The organism is Pseudomonas fluorescens (genome assembly GCF_900215245.1).
In the GTDB taxonomy this organism is placed as follows: domain Bacteria; phylum Pseudomonadota; class Gammaproteobacteria; order Pseudomonadales; family Pseudomonadaceae; genus Aquipseudomonas; species Aquipseudomonas fluorescens.
Genome location: NZ_LT907842.1, coordinates 349,478 through 374,968, shown reverse-complemented (window position 1 = coordinate 374,968; position 25,491 = coordinate 349,478). Strand labels below are relative to the sequence as shown.

18 protein-coding genes are annotated in these 25,491 nt (G+C 60.5%); 9 read left to right on the top strand and 9 right to left on the bottom strand.

Translation table 11 applies throughout. From position 1 onward, the window contains the following. Nucleotides 1-11: 11 nt before the first annotated feature. Together CPH89_RS01745 and speB are read right to left on the bottom strand one after the other, a co-directional pair. Nucleotides 12-434, bottom strand: a complete 423-nt coding sequence (locus tag CPH89_RS01745; protein WP_053257375.1) for a YybH family protein — start codon at nucleotides 432-434, stop codon at nucleotides 12-14. Further along, nucleotides 434-1,384 (bottom strand): agmatinase, encoded by a 951-nt coding sequence (gene speB, locus CPH89_RS01740; RefSeq protein WP_053257374.1) that lies wholly within the window; start codon nucleotides 1,382-1,384, stop codon nucleotides 434-436. The genes CPH89_RS01745 and speB overlap by 1 nt, the downstream gene beginning before the upstream one ends. A 149-nt stretch (nucleotides 1,385-1,533) precedes the next feature. Between speB and CPH89_RS01735 the strand changes: the two genes are divergently transcribed. The 8 genes from CPH89_RS01735 (at nucleotide 1,534) to CPH89_RS01700 (ending at nucleotide 15,329) form a co-directional block, all read left to right on the top strand. Next, nucleotides 1,534-2,427, top strand: a complete 894-nt coding sequence (locus CPH89_RS01735; RefSeq protein WP_017134867.1) for a LysR family transcriptional regulator — start codon at nucleotides 1,534-1,536, stop codon at nucleotides 2,425-2,427. Nucleotides 2,428-2,432: 5 nt separating this feature from the next. Further along, on the top strand, nucleotides 2,433-3,023 hold the full coding sequence (locus tag CPH89_RS01730) for a tRNA-uridine aminocarboxypropyltransferase (protein WP_053257373.1): 591 nt from the start codon (nucleotides 2,433-2,435) through the stop codon (nucleotides 3,021-3,023). Nucleotides 3,024-3,095: 72 nt separating this feature from the next. Next, nucleotides 3,096-9,014, top strand: a complete 5,919-nt coding sequence (locus CPH89_RS01725) for an NEL-type E3 ubiquitin ligase domain-containing protein (protein WP_053257372.1) — start codon at nucleotides 3,096-3,098, stop codon at nucleotides 9,012-9,014. A gap of 107 nt (nucleotides 9,015-9,121) precedes the next feature. Next, complete coding sequence (gene cysM / locus CPH89_RS01720; protein ID WP_053257371.1) at nucleotides 9,122-10,024, top strand: cysteine synthase CysM; 903 nt, start codon at nucleotides 9,122-9,124, stop codon at nucleotides 10,022-10,024. Further along, on the top strand, nucleotides 10,024-11,376 hold the full coding sequence (rlmD, locus tag CPH89_RS01715; protein ID WP_053257370.1) for a 23S rRNA (uracil(1939)-C(5))-methyltransferase RlmD: 1,353 nt from the start codon (nucleotides 10,024-10,026) through the stop codon (nucleotides 11,374-11,376). The genes cysM and rlmD overlap by 1 nt, the downstream gene beginning before the upstream one ends. Nucleotides 11,377-11,527: 151 nt before the next feature. Then, on the top strand, nucleotides 11,528-13,771 hold the full coding sequence (relA, locus tag CPH89_RS01710; RefSeq protein ID WP_053257369.1) for a GTP diphosphokinase: 2,244 nt from the start codon (nucleotides 11,528-11,530) through the stop codon (nucleotides 13,769-13,771). Nucleotides 13,772-13,924: 153 nt separating this feature from the next. After that, nucleotides 13,925-14,758: a nucleoside triphosphate pyrophosphohydrolase gene (gene mazG, locus CPH89_RS01705; protein WP_053257368.1), complete on the top strand. Its 834-nt coding sequence runs from the start codon at nucleotides 13,925-13,927 to the stop codon at nucleotides 14,756-14,758. A gap of 25 nt (nucleotides 14,759-14,783) precedes the next feature. Continuing rightward, complete coding sequence (locus CPH89_RS01700) at nucleotides 14,784-15,329, top strand: DUF2058 domain-containing protein (protein WP_053257367.1); 546 nt, start codon at nucleotides 14,784-14,786, stop codon at nucleotides 15,327-15,329. 101 nt (nucleotides 15,330-15,430) lie between these two features. On the opposite strand, the gene CPH89_RS01695 is transcribed toward CPH89_RS01700, so the two are convergent. The 7 genes from CPH89_RS01695 to purM form a co-directional block, all read right to left on the bottom strand. Next, nucleotides 15,431-17,551, bottom strand: coding sequence for a TonB-dependent receptor (locus tag CPH89_RS01695; RefSeq protein ID WP_053257366.1), 2,121 nt, complete (start codon nucleotides 17,549-17,551; stop codon nucleotides 15,431-15,433). 11 nt (nucleotides 17,552-17,562) lie between these two features. Continuing rightward, complete coding sequence (locus CPH89_RS01690; protein WP_053257365.1) at nucleotides 17,563-18,774, bottom strand: MFS transporter; 1,212 nt, start codon at nucleotides 18,772-18,774, stop codon at nucleotides 17,563-17,565. After that, on the bottom strand, nucleotides 18,764-20,689 hold the full coding sequence (locus tag CPH89_RS01685) for an IucA/IucC family protein (RefSeq protein ID WP_053257364.1): 1,926 nt from the start codon (nucleotides 20,687-20,689) through the stop codon (nucleotides 18,764-18,766). The genes CPH89_RS01690 and CPH89_RS01685 overlap by 11 nt, the downstream gene beginning before the upstream one ends. A 372-nt stretch (nucleotides 20,690-21,061) precedes the next feature. Beyond that, nucleotides 21,062-21,250, bottom strand: coding sequence for a hypothetical protein (locus CPH89_RS01680; RefSeq protein WP_053257363.1), 189 nt, complete (start codon nucleotides 21,248-21,250; stop codon nucleotides 21,062-21,064). Nucleotides 21,251-21,627: 377 nt separating this feature from the next. Then, nucleotides 21,628-22,341, bottom strand: a complete 714-nt coding sequence (locus tag CPH89_RS01675; RefSeq protein ID WP_053257362.1) for a DUF3108 domain-containing protein — start codon at nucleotides 22,339-22,341, stop codon at nucleotides 21,628-21,630. Nucleotides 22,342-22,349: 8 nt separating this feature from the next. Next, complete coding sequence (gene purN, locus CPH89_RS01670) at nucleotides 22,350-23,000, bottom strand: phosphoribosylglycinamide formyltransferase (protein ID WP_053257361.1); 651 nt, start codon at nucleotides 22,998-23,000, stop codon at nucleotides 22,350-22,352. After that, nucleotides 23,000-24,058 carry a phosphoribosylformylglycinamidine cyclo-ligase gene (gene purM, locus CPH89_RS01665; RefSeq protein ID WP_053257360.1) on the bottom strand — a complete coding sequence of 353 codons (1,059 nt, stop codon included), beginning with the start codon at nucleotides 24,056-24,058 and terminating at the stop codon, nucleotides 23,000-23,002. Before purM ends, purN begins: the two co-directional genes overlap by 1 nt. A gap of 343 nt (nucleotides 24,059-24,401) precedes the next feature. On the opposite strand from purM, the gene CPH89_RS01660 reads away from it, so the two are divergent. After that, on the top strand, nucleotides 24,402-25,442 hold the full coding sequence (locus CPH89_RS01660; RefSeq protein ID WP_053257359.1) for a DUF2066 domain-containing protein: 1,041 nt from the start codon (nucleotides 24,402-24,404) through the stop codon (nucleotides 25,440-25,442). Nucleotides 25,443-25,491 lie beyond the last annotated feature (49 nt).

The following is a 25,491-nucleotide window of genomic DNA, read 5'->3' as shown; positions in this document are numbered from 1 at the left end:
GATCACATTGGCTAATGGGGCGGCAGCCCTTCCGGCATAGCGGACAAATGTTCGTGACAGGCCAGCCACAGGCCTTCTTGTTGTTCTGTGCGCAGCCCTTGCCGTGTGAAGACAATGGTCTCGCGCTCCTGGCTAAAAAATTGCTCCCCGTTCATGCGCAATTCGGTGGCCACGTCATGAATCAATACCGCCACGTCGCCCTGCAGGCTGACAAAGGCGTTGCTTGAGGTGCAGGACAGCACCTCAAATCCCTCGTCCCGACGCCAGCGGTCCCACAACACCTGGTAGGCATCGCGGCTGAGCAGCGGCTGGGGGAGGGTGTAAAACACAAAGCTGGCATCGGCGGTAAACGCGCCGAAATAGGCGGCGCGGTCATTGCGCGCGAAGGCCGACACCAGGTCGGCCGCGGCTTTCAGCACGGCTTGCGCGCTCATCAACGATGCGCCACGCCGGGCAGTACGCAGAGCATCTCGTACAGCAGGTTGGCACCCAGCAGCGAGGTGTTGCCGGTGGTGTCGTAGGGCGGCGAAACTTCTACCAGATCGCAACCAATCAGGTCGAGGCCCTGGCAGCCACGGATGATCTCGATCGCCTGGATGGTGGTCAGCCCGCCGATTTCCGGGGTGCCGGTGCCGGGCGCCCAGGCCGGGTCGATGCCGTCGATGTCGAAGCTGAGGTACACCGGGCCGCCGCCGACTTTTTCACGCACTTCGGCCATCAGTGGCGCGAGAGAGTGGTGCCAGCATTCTTCGGCCTGGACCACACGAAACCCCTGTTTGCGGCTCCAGTTGAAGTCTTCGGCGGTGTAGCCCTGGGCACGCAGGCCGATCTGCACCACGCGGTCGCAATCGAGCAAGCCTTCTTCCACCGCGCGGCGGAAGGTGGTGCCGTGGGCAATTTTCTCGCCGAACATATGGTCGTTGACGTCGGCGTGGGCATCGATATGCACCAGCCCGACCTTGCCGTGTTTCTTGTGGATCGCCCGCAGGATCGGCAGGGTGATGGTGTGGTCGCCGCCCAGCGTCAGCGGGATCACATTGTGCTCAAGAATCTCGTCGTAGGCTTCCTCGATGATGCGCACGGCGTCGAGCAGGTTGAAGGTGTTGATCGCCACGTCGCCAATGTCCGCCACCGATAACGAATCGAATGGCGCGGCGCCGGTGGCCATGTTGTAAGGGCGAATCATCACCGATTCGGCACGGATCTCACGCGGCCCGAAACGGGTGCCGGCGCGCAGCGAGGTGCCGATGTCCAGGGGCACGCCGATAAAGGCCGCGTCCAGGCCTTTGGCCGTTTGCAGGTGGGGCAGTCGCATCATGGTGGCGATGCCGGCGAAGCGCGGCATTTCGTTGCCGCCCAGTGGTTGGTGGAAAATCTTGTCCACGGGATTGCCTCATCATTGTTTTGTTTATTAGGGGCCGATTCTGCGAAAAGCCCGGGGCAGGAAGAATCGGCAGGCGCAAATACTTAGTTCAGATTTTTCTAAACTAATGCGGGCAGGTAGACTGCTGCGATCAAACATCGGAGCCGACCATGGCCAACGCCTTGCCCGACCTGAAACTCCTGCGCATTTTCGTCAGCGTCGTGCGCCATCAGGGGTTCGCCAACGCCCAGCACGAACTCAACCTGTCGACATCGGCCATCAGCACGTATATGAGTCAGCTGGAGTCAGCGTTGGGGCTGGTGTTGTGCCATCGCGGGCGTGGCGGGTTCAGCCTGACCAGCAAGGGCGAGCTGTTCCATCAGGAAACCTTGCGCCTGCTCGGCGAGCTCGAAGGCTTCGAGCAATACGCCGCCGCGCTCAAAGGCGAGTTGCGCGGCACACTCAAGCTTGGGGTGCTCGACTCCACTGTCAGCGACAAGGCGTTGCCGTTCGCCGAAGTCATTGGCGCCTACAGCCTGGAACACCCGGCCGTGCATTTGCATTTGTCGGTGATGAGCCCTTACGAATTGCAGCTGGGCGTGCAGGACAACCGCCTGGACTTGGCCATCGGCGCCTTCTCCAACCGTATGAGCGGGTTGATCTACATGCCGCTGTACCGCGAGCAGCATTGGCTGTATTGCAGCACGCGACACCCGTTATTCAACGAACGGCGAATCCCCGAACAAGTGATTACCCAGCAACGCATGGTCGGTCGCGGTTACTGGAGCCAGGCCGAACTGGCGCGGCATGGTTTCAAACACAGCGCGGCGACCGTGGAAAGTATGGAGGCGCAGCTGATTCTGGTGCTCTCCGGCGCTTACATTGGCTACCTGCCCGAGCACTACGCCCAGGCCTGGGCCGACAAGGGCGACCTGCGCGTATTGCTGCCGGCAACCTTCGGCTACCAGGCGCCGTTCTCGATGATCATGCGCCGAGGGCGTAGCCGCGAGCCGCTGATCCAGACCTTCCGCGATCTACTCAAAGCGCAGCTCAATCAGGCCTGAAAACCATGTCCAGACCCCAGTGTTCCCGGTGCCTCAGGCCCATCACCCATTGCCTGTGCCCGCTGATCCCGAGCCTCGACAGCCGCACCCGCGTGTTGCTGTTGCAACACCCGAGCGAGGTCAACCACGCGCTCAATACCGCCCGGCTGGCGGCGTTGGGGTTGAACAATGCGCAGTTGGTTGTGGGCGAGGTGTTTGAAGACCTGGCCACGTTGTTGAACCCGCCGGGTTATCAGGCTCGGCTGTTGTTCCCGGCTGACGATGCCCAGCCTTTGCAAGGTTATACGCCTGGCGATCAGCCGCTGTTGCTGGTGGTGCCCGACGGCACCTGGCGCAAGGCGCGCAAGCTTTTGCACCTCAACCCGTTGCTGGCGGCATTGCCGCGCGTGACGTTGGCCGAGGGTGGCGTTTCCCGCTACAGGCTGCGCAAGGCCCCAGGCCCAGGCGCCTTGTCGACGGTAGAAGCCATCGTGCAGGCGTTGCAGGTACTGGAAGCGCCGACTTCATTTGAAGCCTTGCTCAAGCCCTTCGACGCATTGATCGAAGGCCAGATTGCGGCAATGGGGCCTGCGGTTTTCGAGAAAAATCACGGCTGACGCAAGGCGTTATATAGCTACCGGAATGACTGACGGCGACGGGGGTAGGCTGACCTTTTCAGGAATACGGAAATGGTCGAACCGATTACCAGCAGTGCGCCGCAGGACGAGTTGTCCGCATTCATGGCCGCGCAGCAAGGGCCTCTGATGGCGGGGCAGGAGTGGTCAGCCTTACAAGCCCTGGACGCTATACGCGAGGAACTCGGCGAGTTTTTCGGTGCGCTCGATGAAGCGGAAAAGCTTGAGTACGTGCGCCTGCAGAGGGCTTGTATTGATACTCAAAAAGCCTCTGAACTGTGCATTCGCGAGCTTACTCAAGCGTTTGAGCAGGAGGCGAAGGCGCAGTTGCGTGCCGAGTTGAAAGCCCTGACCGGCCAGGATATCGACCCCGCGGTTACGAGTATTCATACGCGCTATGTTCAAACGACAGAGCGTTTCCGGCGCGCGGCCCAGGGGGCGGACGGGGTAGAGAAGATCGCCAGCCTCAAGCTGTGGGACGCCGCCTGCATAAACTATGACGGTCTGACCGGCTGGAGTTTCCCCGGGCGGACTGGCTTGGCCGATGCCAGTTATCTGGATGAAGGGGTCAAAACGACTGCCGGCGATTTCATTACCCTGATACGCCGGCTCGATATCGGGCGGCGCCTCAAACGGCATCTGGAACAGGCGCTGCAGGCCAACAATCCGCTGGGCCAGCATCTCCTGGAAACGGCCACTGCCGAGTTCGAGTTTGCGTTGATAGAGGCTTTGAAAAACACCACGGCCAGTCGCGTCGACAGGGACAAATACCAGCATGTGAAACGCGCATTGGCCGGCGAGGCGAGCTGGGGACGTGTTGAGGAAATGCTTCTATATGTGCCCCACGGTGTGGACAACACCAGCTGGTTGCCTCAAACAATCGGCCTGACGGGGCTCTATATCGGCCCGCCTCCGGGTGACAGCCTGAAGGTTCCCCATATCGTTTTTGCTGTCGAGGGATGCAAAGGTGCCTTCAGTTTCTTCCCGAACCGGCCCGGTGGCTCGCTACGTCATCATGACAGTCACCGCGAGGCCTGCGAGGAGTTTCATGTGGCGTTCCATGGCTTCTACCGCCAGGGCAAGGTCGAGTGGCTGTATCAGATCATGTCATTGCGTGACTGCGCGCGGCTCAAGCAAATCGCTGCAATCACACCGCCACCTCCCGACCTTGAATGGCACGCCCGGCTGCTTTATCGGTTGGCAAAATCCATTCCTACCCTCAGCAATGTTGAAAAGATCGGCTATGTGCGCAACGTGGTGCAAAAGGTGCCTGTCGTCAGTCTGAAGGATGTCTACATCAGGCGCAGTCGAGACAGCCTGCAGGAACTGGCCAACGAAACGGCGGGTTTCATGTCGACGCTCATTGAGCTGGCACAGACCGTGATCAATGAGGTGATCAGCTTGCTACTGATCCCGGTGCCGGGGGCGTTGAAGGGATTGGGACGAATACGCAATTTTGCGATGTTCGTCGCGTTGGAAAAGGCACTGGTCGAGGGCGGCTCCCAAGCGTTGCGAGGTGATCCTGGGGCGCTGTTGCAAGGTTTTGTTGATTTGGCCGATTTACTGATCAGTGGCCGGTTGCATACCCGGCTGGCCAAAAGCGTGAGGCGTCGCCATCAGCGCATCTATCAACACCTCTCGCAACCGCGCGGCGCTGCTCCCGATCATCAATCCCTTACAAGCCCCCAATTGCTGGAAAGAATGCTCGGCTCCCGGGATATGACCACTCGGGAACTGCAGTCTGTGCTCGACTCAAGCGCCACTTCACGACACACCTTGAACGAGGTGTGGGACGGTGCGCCTGCGCCGGCCTCTCTGGTCGATGCCGTACAGCGGTTGCGGGCCGACAGGCTGATCAAGTGGGTTGCGCAAGAAGCTGACCCTGGTCGCCCGGCGCCGGTGGAGGCCATTGAAGTCATGGCGCCCTTGCTCACCCAATTAGGCGACTGGCCGGTGGACACGGCGTTGAGCATTCGAAACCATCAAGGCCAAGAGACCCATCGCTACAGCAAGGATCCAGCGCAACCCACCACTGCGGTGGTGGCGGTGACGGTGTTGGAAAACGTTCAATTTGCCTACGCCACGCCGCGCCGCCTCACCGCCCATTTACCCCAAGCCATCGCAGGGTTGTTGCCGACGATTTTTGCCGGTGGGGAGCTGCTGCTTCGCCAGCAGTTGTCGGCGCTGGCCAAACGCCTGACATTCGATTTGTTTGACGCGCTCACGCAGTTCCCACAGTTCAGTCGGGCGATGGCGAGTGGCGCCAGGGCACCTGTGCGCAAGCTGTTGCCGGACATCATCGGGGATCAGGGTCCCATCCCGGCGGTGATTACGCAGTTACAGACCCTGCACCCGAAATTGAGCCGGGAGCGCTTAGTGGCAGCGTTGCGCGAACATCCGTTATCGCCGCATCAGCACACACAGCTCCTGCGCTCCCAACGGCAACCCGAAGCGCTCCACAGCGCGTTGCGTGATGCCCGTAACACGGCACGCCGAGAGGCGATCATCGACGGTCTCTTCCATCCACGTCGGTTCAACCGGCAGACGCAGAATTGGGCCGCAGAATATGCGGGCGACGTGCTGCATAGCGTTAGCGGCCAAAGGGTGGTCACCAGCCCTGCTCAGCAAGCCGTGCCTTATGTTTCGCGCGGGGCTAAGGATCGGACGCTGGTCGTCATTGATCATGGGCAAGGGCGCTTCGCACCTTACAACCATCATCAGGCGCGCCTGGGCGAGACACTGACCGGCGCCGACAGTTTTTATGCGGCTGTCGTCAGCCAGATAGCCGACCTTGATCTGTCTGCACTGGGGGCGAATGCGCAACAGGCCATCAGCGAATTCCGTTATAGGCTTGCGCAGGCCATGTTGCATAACCGCGCGCCCGATGGTTCGTTTTATCCCAGCCGGCGTGATTTTTCGCAGTATGTGCATACCGTCGATACCTCGCGCATTGCCATCGCGCCCGACGCGCTTGGGCTTTACCACAAGGGGAAGGATCGTTACCTGTTCCTGGAGGGTGAATATTTCAAGCTCGCCCAAGCTGCGCCCGCATTGTCATGGCGGGCTGAGCATCCGTCGTTGAATGACGCCTACACACCGGTGTTGGCCCATAACGGCGCCGGCGCCTGGCGTCATGAATGGGAAACGCCGCTGAGCTGGGAGGGGCTGAAGCCGTTTTATCGCCTCGGGCCACTGGCGCGCGCGTTGTCGCCGGATGCCATTGGGCAGATACAGCAAATCAGCGGGGTGACACCGCAGGTTCTACGGCGGGTGCATGTGCGTAATGAGCGCGCACCGGTGTTGCTGCTGGAGACCGTCGAGCGTTTCAACGTTCAGCAGCGGGTGAAGGCGGGTGTGGAGCTTGGGCGCGACTTTTACCATCAAGTGCTCGCTGAGGTCGGGACTGAGGCCGCCGACGCGCTGGTCGGGAGGGCGGGAGCGTCTCGTGCCGATCAAATCACGGTGCTGGAGTCCAAGGTCGAAATAGATAAGCCTCAGATGGAACGGCTTTTTTTCAAGGCGCTGTGCCAGAAGCGCGCGCCGTCGAGCGACCCCTTGGCGCAAGTGCTGCAGCGTGATTTCCCCGGCCTGACCGCGGCCGTCGCCGAGAGCCTGGTGCATCAAGCCTCGCCTGATGAGGTGAAGCGCCTGACGTCTGGCCGCGTACCCCTCAGCCTTTCCCCTTGCATTCGTTGGTGGCTCAAGCAGTTGCGCAGGGCCAGGGCTTTGGAAGGCGTGTACTTGCCCGCCGCGATGAATGAAGACAGCGCGAAGTTGATCCTGCATGCATTGCCGGCTATCGCAGGTTGGCCGCAGCACGTGCGGGTAGAAGTGTGGGAGCGGGGGCAACGGATCGACAGCATCGGCCCAATCGATGGGGTACTCAAACGCCTGCTGGAGCCGACGGCCGGTCACTATCAAGCGTACCTGCCGCTACCGAACGGTGACCGGCGAACGCTGGGAGCGCCGGGGGCTTTCCTGACTGTTTTACTCGGCGCGCTGCCGCCCCTTGAACGCCAGGCGTTTGGCTACACCCATGCGGGCGGGCTTGAAGAGTTGATGCAGGAGATTGGTCATCTTCAGGGCGCTGAGGGGGAGTTGGCGGACACACCCCTTGGCATAGGCTCGCCCCTATGGTTCAACCCACCACGACGCTTGGCTGACGGGAGGATTGGTTATCCGCTGAGTGGCGGTGAACACCTGGGGCCGACGGATCGCGAGCAAGTGGCGCGCATGCGTCAGTTGTTTCCGGTTAAAACCGATCAAGAGGTGTTTGACCTACTGGCGGACCTGAGTGATTCCGTCCGTGAGCGAGAGGAGGCGATCAATACCTTGTTCAGGGAGCGGGATGCCTTGAATGGGGTGCTTGAGCGTTGGTCTGCGCAAGAGGGCGAGGCGGCTCAGCACGCTGCACGCAGCGAGGCGGCTGAGCGCATTCGGCGGTGCTGGCGTAAAGAGGACTCCACTCAAGGGGTGATGTTCGAGCTTTACCTGGACGATTTGGCCTTGGATAGCCTGCCTCTGATGAGCGCGCACTTTGGTCATGTGAAGCAACTGAGCCTGAGAAACAACCGCTTGCAAACCTTGCCGAGTGACTTTTTCAGGCAGTTTCCGGCGCTGCATACACTGCTGCTCGACGGTAATCGTTTGGTGCATGTGCCCGAAAAATTGTCGGAGCTTCAGCATTTGCAGCGGTTGAGTGTGTCGAACAACCTTATCCGCCCCGATTTAGGCGATGTGCAGCAGCTGCAAGCCCTGACGCGCCTGACCGGTCTGGACCTGTCTCGCAACCCCTTGGGCAGGGGCAAACGGCTCAGCCTGTATGGGCTGGAGGCCCTGACAGTGCTACTGCTCAGGAATACACAGATAGACCTGTTGCCAAAAGGGGCGGTGACCCTGCGAAGCCTGCGGATCTTTGATCTGCGCGACAACCTTATCAAGGTGCTGACCGCGTCTGATCTCTATCTTCATGAAAGCGTGCACCGCGCTATGAACCTGCATGGCAACGCACTTTCCCAGGCGACCTTGCAACTGCTCGGCGGCTACCGGGCACAGCAGCGCTATCAGAACATCGACTTTGGCCTGTGGCGCGACGGTGCACTCCCGCGGCCATCGGTTGAGCGCTGGTTGGTGCCCGTCCCACTCAGTGAAGTGTCGCGATGGCGGGCTGAATGGGCGCTGTTGGTGGGTGAGCAAATGGCGGATCGCTTTTTCGGCCTGTTGTGGAACCTGTCTTCTTACGCACCACTGATTGCCCCGGAGCACCAAGCCCTGCGCCAGGCCGTTACGCAGCGCGTCTGGCAGGTGATTGAGGGGGCCAATCACAATGGCCGCTTGAAACAGATCCTGTTTGAGGAGCCTTTGCGCTTTATGTACGGGGGCATAGACGGTTGGCTGTTGTGCCTCAACGACATCGAACTGGCTATGTTGCCGGTGCAGATGCTCGCCGCAAACGTGGACGCTGCCGGCGCGGACTTTGTGAATTACTTCCGAGCCAAGCGACGGCTGGATTCCATTGATCATCACCTAATGGCAGTTACTCAGCCGTCCGGCCCAGAGACCTGCGCTCGAATCCTGGCCTATCGAATCGCCCTGGCCTCTGGTCTGGACTTGCCCATTGCACTGCCTGGGCGGTTTGATACGAAGGCCTCTGTACCAGACGCCGACTCCGTGAATGCATTACGTGAGCGTATTGTGCGTGAAGAGGTGGACTTCAATTGGCCGCAGAGACTCGTGGTTGAGGAATATTGGGAGGAGTTTCTGGAGCGCAAGTACCCGCAGCGTTTTGAGGCCGCGCTCAGGCAGTACCGGCGTGCGCTGGAACTGGCCACCGATAAAGTGGGCAGTGAAGACATGAGCGAAGGGGAGTATAAAAACTATCTTGAAACCCTTGCCGTGCTAATGCGCAAAGCCAGGACCAACCTGATCGGTGAGTTGACTGCGACGGAGTGGACCTCCTTGGAAATCGCCTGATTAAAGGCTTATGCCTTTTAGCCATAAACACCGCACTTTGCGTGATATGGCCCGCCGGCCTTTCCCGGTATGATGTTCGCCCCCGCAGTCTGGATTGCGAATACGCCATGACCTTGCAGTACCCTACAATCGCCGATTGCGTCGGCAACACGCCCCTGGTCCGCTTGCAACGCATGGCGGGTGAAACCAGCAATACCCTGTTGCTCAAGCTCGAAGGGAACAACCCGGCCGGTTCCGTCAAGGACCGCCCGGCGCTGTCGATGATCACCCGCGCCGAGCTGCGCGGGCAGATCAAGCCCGGCGACACCCTGATCGAAGCCACCTCGGGTAACACCGGGATCGCCCTGGCCATGGCCGCGGCGATCAAAGGCTACAAGATGGTGTTGATCATGCCCGACAACGGCAGCGCCGAGCGCAAGGCGGCCATGACCGCCTACGGCGCCCAGCTGATCCTGGTTACCCAGGAAGAAGGCATGGAAGGCGCGCGTGACCTCGCCGAGCGCATGGCCGCCGAAGGCCGTGGCGTGGTGCTGGACCAGTTTGCCAACGGCGATAACCCCGAGGCGCACTACACCAGCACCGGCCCGGAAATCTGGCGCCAGACCCAGGGCACCATCACCCATTTCGTCAGCTCCATGGGCACGACTGGCACCATCATGGGCAACTCGCGCTACCTCAAGGAGCAGAACCCGGCGATTCAGATCGTCGGTCTGCAACCGATGGAAGGTGCGGCTATCCCCGGCATTCGCCGTTGGCCCGAAGAGTACCTGCCGAAGATCTACAACGCGACGCGCGTGGACCGCATCATCGACATGGCCCAGCGTGAAGCCGAAGACACCACCCGCCGCCTGGCACGTGAAGAAGGCATCTTCTGTGGCGTGTCTTCCGGTGGCGCCGTGGCCGGTATGTTGCGCTTGTCCAAAGAAGTGCAAAACGCGGTGATCGTCGCGATCATCTGTGACCGAGGCGACCGTTACCTGTCGACCGGCATTTTTGACGAACCCAACTGATGGCCAAGCATGAGAGAGGCCTGCGCTTCCAACCGACCGGCGGCAGCCGGGCCCCGCAGATTCCGGTGGGCAAGAAGCAGCGCCTGAGCATCGAGCGCCTGGCCAATGACGGCCGGGGCATTGTGTTTTTTGAAGGGCGTACCTGGTTCGTGAATGGCGCGCTGGCTGGCGAAGAAGTCGAAGCGCGAGTACTGGGCACCCACGGTAAAGTGGTCGAGGCCCGTACCGAGCGCGTGTTCAAGGCCAGTGAGTTGCGCCGCCCGGCGCCGTGCATGCACTTCGGCCGCTGCGGTGGTTGCAGCGTGCAGCACTTGCCCCACGACGAACAACTCGCCCTGAAACAGCGCATGCTCGCCGAGCAACTGTCCCGCGTGGCCGGTGTCGAACCGCAAGAGTGGGCGGCCCCTTTGAGTGGGCCGGAATTCGCTTACCGCCGCCGCGCTCGCGTCGCGGTGCGCTGGGATGCCAAGGCGAAAAAACTCGAAGTGGGTTTTCGCGCCGTGGCCAGCCAGGACATCGTCGCCATCGATGATTGCCCGGTGCTGGTACAGGCCTTGCAACCGATCATGCAGCGTTTGCCGAATATGCTGCGCCGCCTGAGCAAACCCCAGGCGTTGGGGCACGTGGAATTGTTCAGTGGCTCCTCCATTGCCGTGCTGCTGCGGCACATGGCGCCGCTGTCCGAGGCGGACCTGCAGGTGTTGAACGAATTTTGCGCCTTCCATGAAGCCCAATTATGGCTGCATGGCGAGGGCCAGCCGGAACCGGTCGAGGCTGATACCGCGCTGGGCTATCGGCTGGAGCAGTGGGAATTGGCGCTGGCCTATCGGCCCGGCGACTTTGTGCAGGTGAATGCCGGTGTGAACGAAGCGATGGTCGCGCAAGCCCTGGAATGGCTGGCGCCACAGCCCGACGATCGGGTGCTGGACCTGTTTTGTGGGCTGGGCAATTTCGCCTTGCCACTGGCGCGTCAGGTGCGCGAAGTGGTTGCGGTAGAAGGCGTGCAGACCATGGTCGATCGGGCGGCACAGAATGCCGTCAGCAACAATTTGCATAATGTGCAGTTTTTTCAGGCCGATTTGTCCCAGCCTTTGACTGACGCAGAGTGGGCCAAACAGGGCTTTTCTGCGGTACTCTTGGACCCACCCCGTGATGGTGCCCTGGAGGTTGTGCGCAAGCTCGCCACGCTGGGCGCCAAGCGCTTGGTGTATGTGTCCTGCAATCCGGCCACGCTGGCGCGGGACACGGTTGAGTTGGTCAAGCAGGGCTACCGGCTAAAACGTGCCGGGATCCTCGACATGTTTCCACAGACAGCTCATGTCGAGGCCATGGCGTTATTTGAAGCGGGCTAGGATGCCCGTTTAATCCGACTGGCCTGTCGTCTCCTGGGCCGTGACCTGTCAGGGAGTAGTACGTAGCCTAGGGTTGCAGGGCTTGGGTTACGCAGCAGGTCAGAGATGATTTTTGGCGCATTGAAGGTGCGTCGTAGGGAAGGTAAGCAAGATGGTACAGGTGAGAGCACACCAGCCGATCAACACCGACGGCAGTATCAATCTCGAGGCATGGCTGGATCATGCCGTCAGTGTCGACCCGGCACTGGACCGTGAAGCCTTGAAAGCAGCCTGCGAGTTCGCTCGTGAGTCTGAACAGCAAGACAATGCGGCCAAAAACCTGTGGGCGGAGGGCACGTCAAGCTTTCGCACCGGGTTGGAAATCGCCGAGATCCTCGCCGATCTCAAGCTGGACCAGGATTCGCTGATCGCCGCTGTGCTTTATCGCGGCGTACGCGAAGGGCATATTGCGTTACCGCTGGTCAGCCAGCGTTTCGGTGCCGTGGTCGCCAAACTGATCGACGGCGTGCTGCGCATGGCGGCCATCAGCGCCAGCCTCAGCCCGCGTCAGTCCATGGTGCTGGGCACCCAGGGCCAGGTCGAGAACCTGCGCAAGATGCTGGTGGCGATGGTCGACGACGTGCGCGTCGCGCTGATCAAGCTGGCCGAACGCACCTGCGCGATCCGCGCGGTGAAGACTGCCGATGACGAAAAGCGCAACCGCGTGGCCCGTGAGGTGTTCGACATCTATGCGCCGCTGGCGCACCGCCTCGGTATCGGCCATATCAAATGGGAGCTGGAGGACTTGTCCTTCCGCTACCTCGAACCCGATCAGTACAAACAGATTGCCACGCTGCTGCACGAGCGGCGCCTTGACCGTGAGCGCTTCATTACCGACGTGATGGGCCAGCTGCGTTCCGAGTTGCAGGCCACCGGTGTCGACGCCGACATCAGCGGCCGTGCCAAACACATCTACTCCATCTGGCGCAAAATGCAGCGCAAGGGCCTGGCGTTCAGCCAGATCTACGACGTGCGCGCGGTGCGTGTGCTGGTGCCGGAAATGCGCGATTGCTACACCGCGCTGGGTATCGTCCACACCTTGTGGCGGCACATTCCCAAGGAGTTTGACGACTACATCGCCAACCCCAAGGAAAACGGCTATCGCTCGCTGCACACCGCAGTGATCGGTCCCGAAGGCAAGGTGCTGGAAGTGCAGATCCGCACCCACGCCATGCACGAGGAGGCCGAGCTGGGGGTGTGCGCGCACTGGCGTTACAAGGGCACCGACGTCAAGGCCGGGTCCAACCAGTACGAAGAGAAAATCTCCTGGCTGCGCCAAGTGCTCGAGTGGCACGAAGAACTCGGCGACATCGGCGGCCTGGCCGAACAGCTGCGGGTGGATATCGAGCCGGACCGGGTCTATATCTTCACCCCCGACGGCCACGCCATCGACTTGCCCAAGGGCGCTACGCCGCTGGACTTCGCCTACCGTGTACACACCGAAATCGGCCACAACTGCCGGGGCGCCAAGATCAACGGGCGCATCGTGCCGCTCAACTACAGCCTGCAGACCGGTGAACAGGTCGAGATCATCACCAGCAAGCACGGCACGCCGAGCCGCGACTGGCTAAACCCGAACCTGGGTTACATCACCACGTCGCGGGCGCGGGCGAAAATCGTCCACTGGTTCAAATTGCAGGCGCGCGACCAGAACGTCGCGGCCGGCAAAACCTTGCTCGAGCGCGAGCTGGCGCGTCTGGGCTTGCCGCAGGTGGACTTCGACAAGCTGGCCGAAAAGGCCAACATGAAGATCGCCGAGGACATGTTCGCGGCACTCGGTGCCGGCGACCTGCGTCTGGCGCAGCTGGTCAACCTCGCCCAACAGTTGGTAGAGCCGGAGCGTGGCAGCGAGCAACTGGAGCTGATTCCACGCAAAGCCACCGGCTACAAACCGGGCAAGCGCGGCGATATCCAGATCCAGGGCGTGGGCAACCTGATGACGCAAATGGCCGGTTGCTGCCAACCGTTGCCGGGCGACGCCATCGTCGGTTACATCACCCAGGGCCGTGGCGTGAGCATTCACCGCCAGGATTGCGCCTCGGTGCTGCAACTGGGCGGGCGCGAGCCGGAGCGGATCATCCAGGTCAGTTGGGGCCCGGTGCCGGTGCTCACCTACCCGGTGGACATCATCATCCGTGCCTACGACCGTTCCGGTTTGCTGCGTGACGTGTCGCAAGTGCTGCTCAACGAACGGATCAACGTGCTGGCGGTCAACACCCGCTCGAATAAAGAGGACAACACCGCGTTGATGTCCCTGACCATCGAGATTCCGGGGCTGGATGCGTTGGGGCGGCTGCTGGGGCGGATTTCCCAGTTGCCGAACATCATCGAGACGCGGCGTAATCGCACACCATGAGTAGCTGGATGAGCGCGGACTGAAAATGTGGGAGCGGGCTTGCTCGCGAAATCGGTGTGTCAGTGCAAGATGCTTTGACTGACCCACCGATTTCGCGAGCAAGCCCGCTCCCACATTTGATCTTCAGCGTTCCCACTTCTGCGGAAGAGACTGATGTATTCACTTGAAGACTTGCTGCACCTGATGAACCGCCTGCGCGACCCCACATACGGGTGCCCGTGGGACATCAAGCAAACCTACGCAACCATTGTCCCGCACACCCTGGAAGAGGCTTACGAAGTGGCCGACGCCATCGAGCGTGGCGACTTTGATCATCTGCAAGGCGAGTTGGGTGACCTGTTATTCCAAGTGGTGTATTACAGCCAGCTGGCGCGAGAAGAAGGGCGCTTTGAATTTGCCGGAGTGATCGACAGCATTACTCGCAAGCTCATCCGCCGCCATCCTCATGTGTTCCCTACGGGGGATTTGTATGCGCCGCTGGATATCCCGCAGTTAAGCGAAGAGCAGGTCAAGGCGCGCTGGGAGCAGATCAAGGCCGAAGAGCGTGCGCAGAAATCCGACGCGCCTGAGCAACTTTCCCTGCTGGATGATGTGCCTGCCGCCTTACCTTCGTTGTCCCGTGCCGCCAAATTGCAAAAGCGCGCCAGCCAGGTCGGTTTCGACTGGCCTGCCGCGTTGCCGGTGGTGGACAATGTGCGCGAAGAGCTGGATGAAGTGCTCGAAGCCATGGCCGACAACGATTCGGTGGCGATTGCCGATGAGGTCGGTGACCTGCTGTTTGCCGCAGTTAACCTGGCACGTCACCTCAAGGTTGACCCGGAAACTGCGCTGCGTGGTGCTAATGCCAAGTTCGAACGACGTTTCCGATTTATCGAACAGGCATTGCGCCAGACCCACCGTCCCATAGAAGATTGCACCCTCGAAGAGTTGGACGCCCTGTGGGGCGAAGCCAAACGTCAGGAAAAGAATGTGTCCAGCTGCGGTTGAGCAGTTGCCTAAGTGAGTAAGCACCATGAGCCTTTCCCTTCGCGACCAGTTGCTTAAAGCAGGTCTGGTCAACCAAAAGCAGGCCAAGCAGGTCGGCAAAGAGAAACAGAAGCAGCAGCGCCTGGTCCACAAAGGCCAGGCCGAAGTGGATGATACCCAGGCACGCCTGGCCGCTGAGGCGCATGCCGAGAAGGTCAAGCGTGACCAGGAGCTGAACCGCCTGCAGCAGGAAAAAGCCGAGGCCAAGGCCCGCACGGCTCAGGTCAAGCAACTGATCGAGACCTCGCGCCTGCCCAAGTTGACCACTGAGGACTACTACAACTTCGTGGACGACAAGAAGGTCAAGCGCCTGTCGGTCAACACGCTGATGCGCAACAAGCTCAGCAATGGCTCCCTGGCGATCGTGCACCACGGCGGCGGTTACGAGGTCATCCCGCGCGAGGCGGCGCTGAAGATCCAGGAGCGTGCACCGGAGCGCATCGTGCAGCTCAATATCCTCACCGAAAGCCAGGTGCCGGACGAGGATGATCCGTACGCCGCCTACCAGATCCCGGATGATCTGATGTGGTAAGGCTGTAAAAACATCCGTGTGGTGAAGGGCTCGCCCCTGCCAGCAAACACAAACCCCGCTCAAAAGGCGGGGTTTGTGGTTTAAGCCGTCGCGTCAGCCACTCACCAATCCACTGCGTAACTCAGGCTGAAGGTACGACCTTCGGCATTCGGGTACGGTGCACGTGCGTTGGCCTGGGCGAACATGTTCTGGTAGTTGCGGTTGGTGAGGTTGTACACCGCACCTTCGAGGCGACCTACCGGCAACCTCACCGAGCCCAACAGGTCGGCCAGCGTGTAGCCTTTGATGTCGCGGCCGTTGTTGTCTTTGAACGCAGCGTCATAGTCGGCCAGGCGCATACCTTGCAGGCGCAGGCTGTAGTCGCCACGGTCGTAGCCGATAAAGGCGGTGGTCTTGGCAGGAGAGATGCGTGTGGCAGGCAGGTCGATCCATTTACCGTTCTGCTGGGTCTCGCCTTTGGCGTAAGCGTAAGTACCCCCTACCGACCATTGATCGGTGAAGTTGTACGTCAGGCTGGTTTCAACGCCGCGCACACGCTCTTTCTGATTGATCAGGCGCAGTACACGGTCATTGGCATCATAGAACTGGGTGACATCCGAGGTGTTTTCATACGCCGTGACGCTGGCCAGCCACTTATCCCAATTGCCACGCCAGCCCAGCTCGTAGCTGTCGACCTTGAGCGCTTGGGCATTCAGGTTTTGAATGTCGTACTTGCTGTTCACATCACGCAGGAAACGCTGGATATCCGGCAGGGAAAAGCCCTGGCTGAAGTTGACGAACACATCCTGGTTTTCGCTCAGGTGATACACCGCGCCAAGGTTATAGAGGGTGTCATCGTATTTGAGCGTGCCGCCCGGCAGTGTCGCGCGATTGCCGGTCTGGACGATTTCGCCATAAGCGATGCTGTCGGAAACCTCGCTTTCGATCCACTCGCGGCGTACGCCACCCCGCAAGGTCCAGTCATCGATGTCGTAGGACAGTTGCCCAAAGATCGCTTTGGTGCTGGTGGCGATGTCCGGGCCCATTTCGAATGTGGTGCCGGTCTTGGTGTAGTTCAGGCCGTTGACGCGGTACTGGTCGCCGCGCTGGCGTGAGGTTTCATGGTCATAGTCAGCGCCCCAGACCAGATTGCCGGTGGCCGGGCCGATGTCCGGCATTTGCGTATCGATCGCCGCGCGCAAGCCGTAGACATCCTGCACGCTGTTGTTGTCGGAGACCCCGGCGCGGCCACGCGACAGGTCCGGGAAGAACAACGCGTCGGCACGCCGCCAGTAACTCTCGACCTGCAAGCCCTGGCCATAGAAATCTTTGTCGGCGTAGTTAAGGTTGACCGCCTGGTTGTGGGTGAAGGGTTGGTCATCCAGGTCCAGGCCTTTAACGGCGACGGCGGTATTCGCGTTGCGTGGGTCCTTGGTGTAACGGGTGTCTTGTTCGTCTTTGTAGTCTTGCAGCGACAGGCTGATCTTTTTGTCGTCATCCAGCTCGTAGCCGAAGCGACCTTGCAGGTCATAGGTGCCGGTGTCCATGTTGCTGCCCTGGGACGTGTCCTGGGGGATGCGTTTTCCGTTGCCGTCGAACTGATCGTTGCGTTGTACGTAGTTGCCGGAAAGATACCAGTCCACAGGGCCCTGACGGCCCGTTGCGCTCTGGAAGGCTTCGTAGGAGAAACCTTTGTGGCTGAGGTTGTTGCCGGCGGTCATGCCGATTTTGCTGCTGAAGGCCAGGTCTTCACCTTTGTTGCGCTTGGTGATGATGTTGATGATGCCGCCTGATGCACCGGCACCGTAGACACTGCTGGCGCCGGAAATCACTTCAATGCGCTCGATGCTTTCCGGTGCCACGCTGTTGAGCTGGCGGAAGTTGTCGCGCGTGGCGTTCTGCGAGACGCCATCGATCAGGATCAGCGTATTGCGCCCGCGAAGCGTCTGGCCGAAGTTGCTCATGCCACCACTGGAGGGCGCAATGCCTGGCACCAGTTGCCCGAGCATATCCGCAACCCGGCGTCCCGCACCCGTCTGCTGGCGGATCTGGTCTTCGCTGATGACCTGCACAGAGCCTGGAATCGCCGCAATACTGGTTTCATTGCGTGTGGCCGAAACCACCGTTGCCTGTAATTGCAGATTGGTGGGCGCTGTTTGGGTCTCTTCAACTTGATCGGCCCAGGCTGGGCCGCTCATAGATCCAAGCAGGGGCAGCAGGGCTGCCAGTTGCAGTTTGTTCATGACCTTGCCTTTCAGTTATTAGAAGTATTGACAGAAAAACCGGATGATTCGGGTGTTCGGGTGAACGAACGGATCGCGCGGATACCCAGGGCGGCCAAGGCGTACGTGAGCGCGACCAGCCAAAAGCTGTGCGCCAAACCCACCATTCCCATGCCGATGCCGCCCATCAAGGCGCCGCACAGCGCGCCGGCTTTGGCGGCGCTATTGCCCATGCCCAGGGCAAAACCCTGTTGGCTGGGCGCAACGGTATTGGCGATCAACGTGTAGGCGACGGGCAGCAAGGCGCCTTGCCACACGCCCCACAGCAACCGGCTGGCGAGGAAGCCCAGCCATTCGTTAGCCATCGCCGTGAAGGCCAGCGTCAAGGCGCAAGACCAGGTGACCCATTCGATAATGCGCAACGTGTGTGCGGGTTGATGGCGGTCAAACAGCCGGCCCCACAGCGGCGCGGACACTGCCAGCGTGAGTGCGCTGGCGGCATAGCTGGCCCCGATCAACCAGGCGGGCGCCTGTAACACATCGGCGACGTACAGGGCATAAAACGGCTGAGGCATCATCTTGGCAGCCTGAATCAATACGATGATCCCCAGCATTGCGCCGAGCCAGCCTTTGGGCAGTGCGGCGGGTGCGGACGTGCGCGCTGGCCGCGAGCGCGGTGCATCGCTGGGCAGGAACACGCTGATCACTGCACAGCTCAGGCAGACGGCGGTGGCGCTGTAGCACAGCAGTGCGAAGCCGGAGATATCCATCAGCCAGCCGCCCAACACCGGCCCAGCCAGTGACCCCACCGCGGTTGCCGATTGCAGTCGCGCCAGAATGTGCCCGCGCCCGCTATCACCACAGCAGGCCAGTGCGTAGGCCTGAGCCGCTGCGATAAAGCCGGCCAGCGCGCCTTGCGCCACTCTGATCGCCACCAGCAGCCACGGATCGAAGGTGATAGCGGCCAACGCCTGGCACACCGCCAACGCCAGCAGTGCCCGAATGATCATCGGCTTGTGGCCGGTACGGTCACCCAGGCGCCCCCACATTGGCGTCAGGATCATCGCCGCCATCATCGGCCCGGCATACACCAGTGAAGACAGCAGGCCGGTGTATTGGGCATTGGCCGCGCCGAGCAGCTTCTGGATCTGCAAGGGCCAGAAGGGGCCACTCATTTCCATGGCCCCCATCGACACCAGTTGAATCACCACCAGCAGCCGCAGCGTGCTGTGGTTAGCTGCCATTGGCGGCGGCACTCAGCGGGTTGGGCAGCCGCCCGACGATATCCGCATGGCTTTCCAGCAGGCGCATGCGCATGAACGACTTGGCCGGCCAGTCCTGTTCCAGCAGGGCTGCGCGCTCGGTTGCCCAACGCTGTGGTTCGACTTGGCTGCGCACGTCGTCGAAACACTGGCTGACGTGGGCCGACAGCTCATTCCAAAGCAACGCCTGGGGAATATCGAAGTGGCGTGCACTGAGCAATACCAGTTCGCCCAAGTGGCACATGAATACCGTGTGCAGCAACTTGTCACGTACAAAGCCCGCATCGTCGTACAGCGTCATCTTGGGGTCGTGCAGTTCGATATCCAAACCGTGGGCGTGCAAGGTCTTGCGGTCGATTCGAATATCACCGAAGTCGCGCAACAACAGTCGGCTCAATTGGCCGTCTGCGGCCATGACCATGAACGAGTTCTGCTGGTGCGCCTCGAAGGCAACGCCATAGCGCAGGTACATGCCCAACAGTGCCGGTACGGCGATCGCGGCGTAGTCGCGAAAGAACGCAAGCATGGCATCGGCGCTGTCCTGGCCTTTACTCAGGCGTACCCATTGCCTCAGCAGTGGTTGGCCGTGCTGGTCGATGGCAAACAGGCTGCCTACCGGAACGGCCATTTCGCCCGGTTGGAGCAGGCTCTGTGGGTTGTCGCGGTAGAGAACGGCCAGGTGGCGAGCGTGCTCATCATTGGCCGGTTGGGGTTTGAAATGCACCCCGATCCGTTCGGGGACGATGCTGAGGATTCGCTGAAGTGCAGGTTCGCGCCCAAGGATCGTCAGCAGCAAGTGGCTGATTCGCGGGCCCATGCGCGCCGAGCGTGGTGAAACCGTTCGTTGCACGCTGGTCAGGCGCAGTGAGACCGGGAGTTTGACCATCGGCGCGTCGCAGCGGCCTTCCGGCAGCACGGTTCTGAACGACATCGTCGGGTGGGCGGTAAACGCGACGATATCGGTCAGCACCAGCAGCTTGTCGCCGATTTCGTTGGCGAACAGTTGCGGTAGCTCCTGGCGTGCCTGCCAAGGGTGAGCAGGCAGCGGCAGATAGTCAGCCGCCTCAAGCCCCTGTGCCGCGAGTGCTGCGGTCAATTGTCGGGCGGCCTGTGGGAAGTGCTGTTGCCACCACTGCCAGTAATCTGCGGTATCGGCCAAGACTTCGACGTGCGCATATTGGCGGTGCAGCGCGCAAAGGAATACCGGGAAGCGTGCTTCGAACTCCGGTGAGAAATCTATCACCTGGTCGGTAGCCAAGCCCAGCTTGGTCTTGTAGTTGGGGTGCCACGGATGGCCGAGCGTGCCCCACTGTTCAAGGACCGACGTGGCGTTGGTCACGCTTGCGTCACTCTTGAGGTAGCTGAGCAGATTGTGCTGATGGGCCGGGTCCATCGCGGCGTGCAGCTTGAGTGTCCACTGCTGGTGAAAAGCGAGGCATAGCGTGTCGTTGACAAAGCTGTCATCGATTTCGCTGTTGAGACGACTCAAGACGCTTAGGTCGGCCGATGATTCGAGGCGGTCGTTAAGCAGCGTCAGTAATTGCGACGGGAATTGAATCTTTTGCTCGGTCTGGTCGTTACGTAGCAGCGTGACCTGGCCGCGCAGGTCCCAGCTGCCCATGCGGCCGGGTTTCAGGTGATCGAAGCGCAGGCGGGTTTGGTCAGGCAGTGCCAGCCAGCAGTGGCCGCGTTCGTCATAGGTGCGCGTGTTGGAGTCCAGCAGGCCTTCACGAAACAGTGCCTGGATCAGGCGTTGGAAACTGCGCTCGGTGGCGGGCGCCAGGGTGTTGATCAGTGCATCAAGGGTAATGCGATTGGCCAGGAATTGCGGCGTGGCAAGTGCTTCAGCCCAACGCTCAAGCAGGGATTTTTCCGGCGTGCTGTTGTGTCCGTGCATCAAAGTCGAATTCCTTATCCGTGATCCTGGGTGAAAGGCGTGCGAATGGTATCGAGAATTATTACCAAATGTCTATTTGTTGTTACGCTTTTTGCACAAGCGTTTATTCAAGCGGGGCGGAAGGCGAGACCAGCCGGCAACGAATGCGCTCAGGGAACGCTGTGACATGGCACTGAAGGCGCCTGGAGCAGGCTGCTTCAGGGAGGAAGGGCGGCGTGTAGTGCGTTGTAGGATGTACCCGGTTTTGTACGATTGCACAGGCGCGCCGGAAAAAACGCGGCGTATGAAATGCAAAAAACCCGCTCATTGGGCGGGTTTTTTGTGTAGACGGCCCGGCTGCGTGGGGCCGGGCGTCTATGCGATATCAGAGTCTCAGGAGCTTTGTGCCTGGCGTTTCATCTCAAGAATTTCGAGCTCGTTTTTATAATTGTGGGCTTCGTTCTCGTTGTGGAACATGCCGACCAGTTGGTCTTGTTGATGTACATCCCAGATGTGAATCCCATGGCCCAGTGCTTCATGAGACATGTGTGCATCGTCGCGTTCAGTTACTTTTACAGTCATCTGCTTGCTCCAATCTCTGGTTGATCTGCGGCAAGTCGTCGCAGGCCTCTTTTATATGTTTTGTTAGCTTGCTAAGTAAACCGATTTTGCGCGCAACAATTCTTTGCATAAACCGCAACATTCCTGCAGGCCCCGTAAACCGCGGCATTGCGTCGCAGGGTGCTGAGTTTTATGACAAAAGTTTCATGTTTTGGGAGGCTTTCAGGCGTGGCTCGGCCGTGCTGACGGCATCGCAGGCAAGCCAGCGCCTACCCTTGAAATGCATTCCAATGTGGGCGCTGGCTTGCCTGCGATAGCGGTATTCGCCTGACTGAAAAATCCCGGGCGAAAAAAAGCCCCGCATTCAGCGAGGCTCCTTTTTTCAGCTCATCAGCCTATCAGCTGCCTTTGACAGCCTTGCCGTCAACGGTGCCGTCCAACAGCATGATGTTGTATTCCTTGCCGTCGGTTTCCACCTGACGCAAGGCAACCAGGATGCCGCCCCAGTCCTTGGCAAACCACATCTGGGTGATGCGCTTGCTTTGCGATGGATCGCGCACGCGCTCGACCTTGATAGCATCGATAGCGCCGGCTTTGGTCTGGACCTTTTCCGGGCCGATCACGCGGAAGTCGTAGGTGTCGACGTCGGTGCCCTCGACTACGCGGTAGCTCATGCTTTTCTTGCCGGCGGCGACGTCACGCTGCAGGGCAAGCTGGTAGGTCGACTTGTCGAGCATGCCGCTTTCGAGAGTGACGTTGACCGGGTCTTTGTTTTCGAAGCCGGTGACCTTGTTGGTGGCGTGGTCGAAGTCCAGATTGATCTTCTTCGCCTTGCCCAGGCCGCCGCGCTCGAAGGTGTAGCTCTTCGGTTGCAGTGCGTCCTTGTCCAGGGTGATCACGCTGGTTTCGGTGAGGCTGGCAATCATCATCGAGGCCTTGAAATTCAAGGTCCATGAGCCATTGTCATTCTTGGTCAGGCTGCGTTCGGCCGAACCGCTCATGGGCAACTGTTTCCAGTCGGCGGTGTAGCTGGCAGAGAACGGGTGAAGGTCTGCTGCTTGCACGGCGGGCAAGGCGAACAGCGCAAAAGCGAAGAGCAAGGCGCGACGCATAAAATCTCCTAGGTTCGAATCAAGTGGCCGCTGGCCGCGAGTAACTGACCGTCCAATAATGCACCCTGTTCGCCGAGAATCAATCGTCCTTCGGCAAACCAGCGAACAGCCAGCGGGTAAATCCTGTGTTCCTGGGTATGAACCCGTTGCGCAAGCGTCTGCGCTGAGTCCGCAGACTCTACCGGAACCACTGCCTGTACGACCAGAGGCCCGCCATCGAGTTCCTCGGTTACAAAGTGCACGCTGCAGCCGTGCTCGCTGTCGCCAGCGTCAAGCGCGCGCTGATGCGTGTGCATACCTTTGTACTTGGGTAGCAGGGAAGGGTGGATATTGAGCAGGCGCCCCTCGTAATGCCGCACGAAGTCAGCGCTGAGGATGCGCATGAAGCCGGCGAGGACCACCAGTTTGGGGTTGAAGGCGTCGATCAGTTCGATCAAGGCGCTGTCGAAGGCCTCACGGCCTTCGAAAGCCTTGTGATCCAGGGAGCGGGTTTCGATACCTGCGTCCCGCGCGCGTTGCAGGCCGTACGCGTCGCTGCGGTTGGAAATAACCGCAGCGATGCGCACCGGGCTGTCGCCGGTGCGCGTGCTGTCGATCAAGGCCTGCAAGTTACTGCCGGTGCCGGAAAGCAGCACCACGACATCACAGGTTGCAGGCATCAGTGCGCCTTAAGGTTCTTCAGTTCAACCTGGGCCGCGCCTTCCGGAGCGGTGGCGATCTGGCCGATGACCCAAGGCTGCTCGCCGGCTTCACGCAGTACGTTCAGCGCGATTTCAACGTGCTCTTGAGCCACGCAGATAACCATGCCCACGCCGCAGTTCAGCACGCGGTGCATTTCGGTTTCGTTGACGTTGCCTTGCGCTTGCAGCCAGTCGAATACCGCAGGACGCTGCCAGCTGGCCACGTCGACAATCGCCTGGGCGCCTTTTGGCAGTACACGCGGGATGTTGTCCAGCAGACCACCACCGGTGATGTGGGCCATGGCCTTGACGGCGCCGGTGTCCTTGATCAGCTTGAGCAGCGGCTTCACGTAGATACGGGTCGGGGCCATCAGCAGGTCGGTCAGCGGCTTGCCGTCGAGCTGGGTGTTCTCGATGTCGGCGCCGGACACTTCGATGATCTTGCGGATCAGCGAGTAGCCGTTGGAGTGCGGGCCGGAGGACGGCAGAGCAAGCAGGGCGTCGCCGGCAGCGACTTTGGAGCCGTCGATGATCTCGGCTTTTTCGACAACACCGACGCAGAAGCCGGCCAGGTCGTAGTCTTCGCCTTCGTACATGCCTGGCATTTCAGCGGTTTCGCCGCCCACCAGCGAGCAACCCGACAGTTCGCAGCCGGCGCCGATACCGGTCACCACTTGTGCAGCGGTGTCCACGTTCAGCTTGCCGGTGGCGTAGTAGTCGAGGAAGAACAGCGGCTCTGCGCCACACACCACCAGGTCGTTGACGCACATGGCAACCAGGTCGATGCCGATGGTGTCGTGCTTGTTCAGGTTCAGTGCCAGGCGCAGCTTGGTGCCCACACCGTCGGTGCCGGAGACCAGCACAGGCTGTTTGTAGCCGGCCGGGATTTCGCAGAGGGCGCCAAAACCGCCCAGGCCGCCCATGACTTCGGGGCGCGCAGTGCGCTTGGCGACGCTCTTGATGCGTTCGACCAATGCTTCACCGGCGTCGATGTCTACACCGGCGTCCTTGTAGCTCAGGGAGGGTTGCTTGCTCATGATCCAGGCCTTTAGGGGGGATTCAGGGGTAACGACCGAGCGGGCAGGGGCTTTGGGTAAAAGGCCTTGCCGTTGACGGTCTGCGAAGGCGCGCGATTTTATCAGGCTTGAGGGGCAGCGGCCATCCTCGGGCCGACGGGCAGGGGCATATGGCGTTAAAAAAATGCTAATCGGGCCTGTTATGGCGTGTATTAAGGTATAGCCTTTAACCCGCTATCGTTATGACAGTACAAAAACTGCCAAGACCCTGTGAATGTTTTACCGGTCGCTGTGGTCACAGCCTTGCCAAACCGAGTTCACGCGGTCTGTTCCAGCCGCTAAATTTGTCGTTCGGGAATCTTCCATGCGTCTGTGTAAATTCTTCTTTGTAGGCTGTTTGTCGTTGGTCAGCCTGGCGAGTCATGCCGAAACCCTCAATGGCCTTTATCAAGTGCTTGAACCGGTCAGCAGCCAATCGCCTCAAGAGCGCGATGCGGCCACCCAGCGCGCCGTGCAAACCCTGGTCATCCGCCTGACCGGCGATGCCAAAGCCGCCGACGGCCCGGGCCTGGCGGCAATTCGCAAGGATCCGCAACAAATCATCAGCCAGTACGGCTATGACGCCGGCCCACCAGAGAGCCTGCAAGTCGACTTCGACCCGGTGAGCACCGACCGCGCCCTGCGTGGTGCGGGCCTGGCGATCTGGGGCAGCAATCGGCCGTCAATCCTTGGCTGGTGGCTGAATGATTCCACCGAAGGCAGCAGCCTCGTCGGTGATGGTCAAGCGGTCGCCGGCGCGCTGCGTCGGGCGGCGCAACACCGAGGCCTGCCGCTGCGTCTGCCGCTGGGCGATCTGGATGAGCAGGTGGTTGCGACTGCGCCCAATCTCGAAAGTGCGGACGCCACGCCCCTGCGCGCAGCCTCCGAGCGCTATGGTGCCGACGCTTTGCTCGCTGTGCATGCCCGCCAGGAAGGCAACCAGTGGCAAGCCAAATGGCGTCTGTGGCTGGGCGACAAAAGTGAGCAGGGCACCGCTCAGGGCGCAGACACCGCAGCCGTCGCCGATGCCGTATTGCTCGCGGTCAGCCAAAAGCTGGCGCCACGCTTTGCCGTCAAGCCCGGTGTGAGCAGCGAACAATTGCTCGAAGTGCAGGGCATGAACCTGGAGCGCTATGCCGCCCTGGGTCATCTGCTTGAACCCTTTGGTGGTCAACCGCTGCGGGTTGATGGCAATCGCATTGTGTATCGCGTGAACGGCAGTGCCGAGCAATTGCGTACTCAGTTGAGCCTGGCCAAGTTGCAGGAAGTGCCTGCGGGTGAGCCTCAGGTGTTGCCGTCGGTGGAGGCGGGTACACAACCCGCCGCGGCGCCTGAGCCCCAGGCGCAGTTGCGTTTTCGTTGGTAACTATTGTTTCTTCTTCTATATAGAAGGAAGACAGCAAATAACAGATGGA

Coding starts and splice junctions, on each gene's coding strand:
- cysM (WP_053257371.1), top strand. CDS start 9,122: ATGACCTTGCAGTACCCTACAATCGCCGATTGCGTCGGCAACACGCCC.
- CPH89_RS01730 (WP_053257373.1), top strand. CDS start 2,433: ATGTCCAGACCCCAGTGTTCCCGGTGCCTCAGGCCCATCACCCATTGC.
- CPH89_RS01725 (WP_053257372.1), top strand. CDS start 3,096: ATGGTCGAACCGATTACCAGCAGTGCGCCGCAGGACGAGTTGTCCGCA.
- CPH89_RS01745 (WP_053257375.1), bottom strand. CDS start 434: ATGAGCGCGCAAGCCGTGCTGAAAGCCGCGGCCGACCTGGTGTCGGCC.
- CPH89_RS01690 (WP_053257365.1), bottom strand. CDS start 18,774: ATGGCAGCTAACCACAGCACGCTGCGGCTGCTGGTGGTGATTCAACTG.
- CPH89_RS01675 (WP_053257362.1), bottom strand. CDS start 22,341: ATGCGTCGCGCCTTGCTCTTCGCTTTTGCGCTGTTCGCCTTGCCCGCC.
- CPH89_RS01700 (WP_053257367.1), top strand. CDS start 14,784: ATGAGCCTTTCCCTTCGCGACCAGTTGCTTAAAGCAGGTCTGGTCAAC.
- rlmD (WP_053257370.1), top strand. CDS start 10,024: ATGGCCAAGCATGAGAGAGGCCTGCGCTTCCAACCGACCGGCGGCAGC.
- relA (WP_053257369.1), top strand. CDS start 11,528: ATGGTACAGGTGAGAGCACACCAGCCGATCAACACCGACGGCAGTATC.
- CPH89_RS01660 (WP_053257359.1), top strand. CDS start 24,402: ATGCGTCTGTGTAAATTCTTCTTTGTAGGCTGTTTGTCGTTGGTCAGC.
- CPH89_RS01685 (WP_053257364.1), bottom strand. CDS start 20,689: ATGCACGGACACAACAGCACGCCGGAAAAATCCCTGCTTGAGCGTTGG.
- CPH89_RS01680 (WP_053257363.1), bottom strand. CDS start 21,250: ATGACTGTAAAAGTAACTGAACGCGACGATGCACACATGTCTCATGAA.
- purM (WP_053257360.1), bottom strand. CDS start 24,058: ATGAGCAAGCAACCCTCCCTGAGCTACAAGGACGCCGGTGTAGACATC.
- CPH89_RS01735 (WP_017134867.1), top strand. CDS start 1,534: ATGGCCAACGCCTTGCCCGACCTGAAACTCCTGCGCATTTTCGTCAGC.
- CPH89_RS01695 (WP_053257366.1), bottom strand. CDS start 17,551: ATGAACAAACTGCAACTGGCAGCCCTGCTGCCCCTGCTTGGATCTATG.
- purN (WP_053257361.1), bottom strand. CDS start 23,000: ATGCCTGCAACCTGTGATGTCGTGGTGCTGCTTTCCGGCACCGGCAGT.
- mazG (WP_053257368.1), top strand. CDS start 13,925: ATGTATTCACTTGAAGACTTGCTGCACCTGATGAACCGCCTGCGCGAC.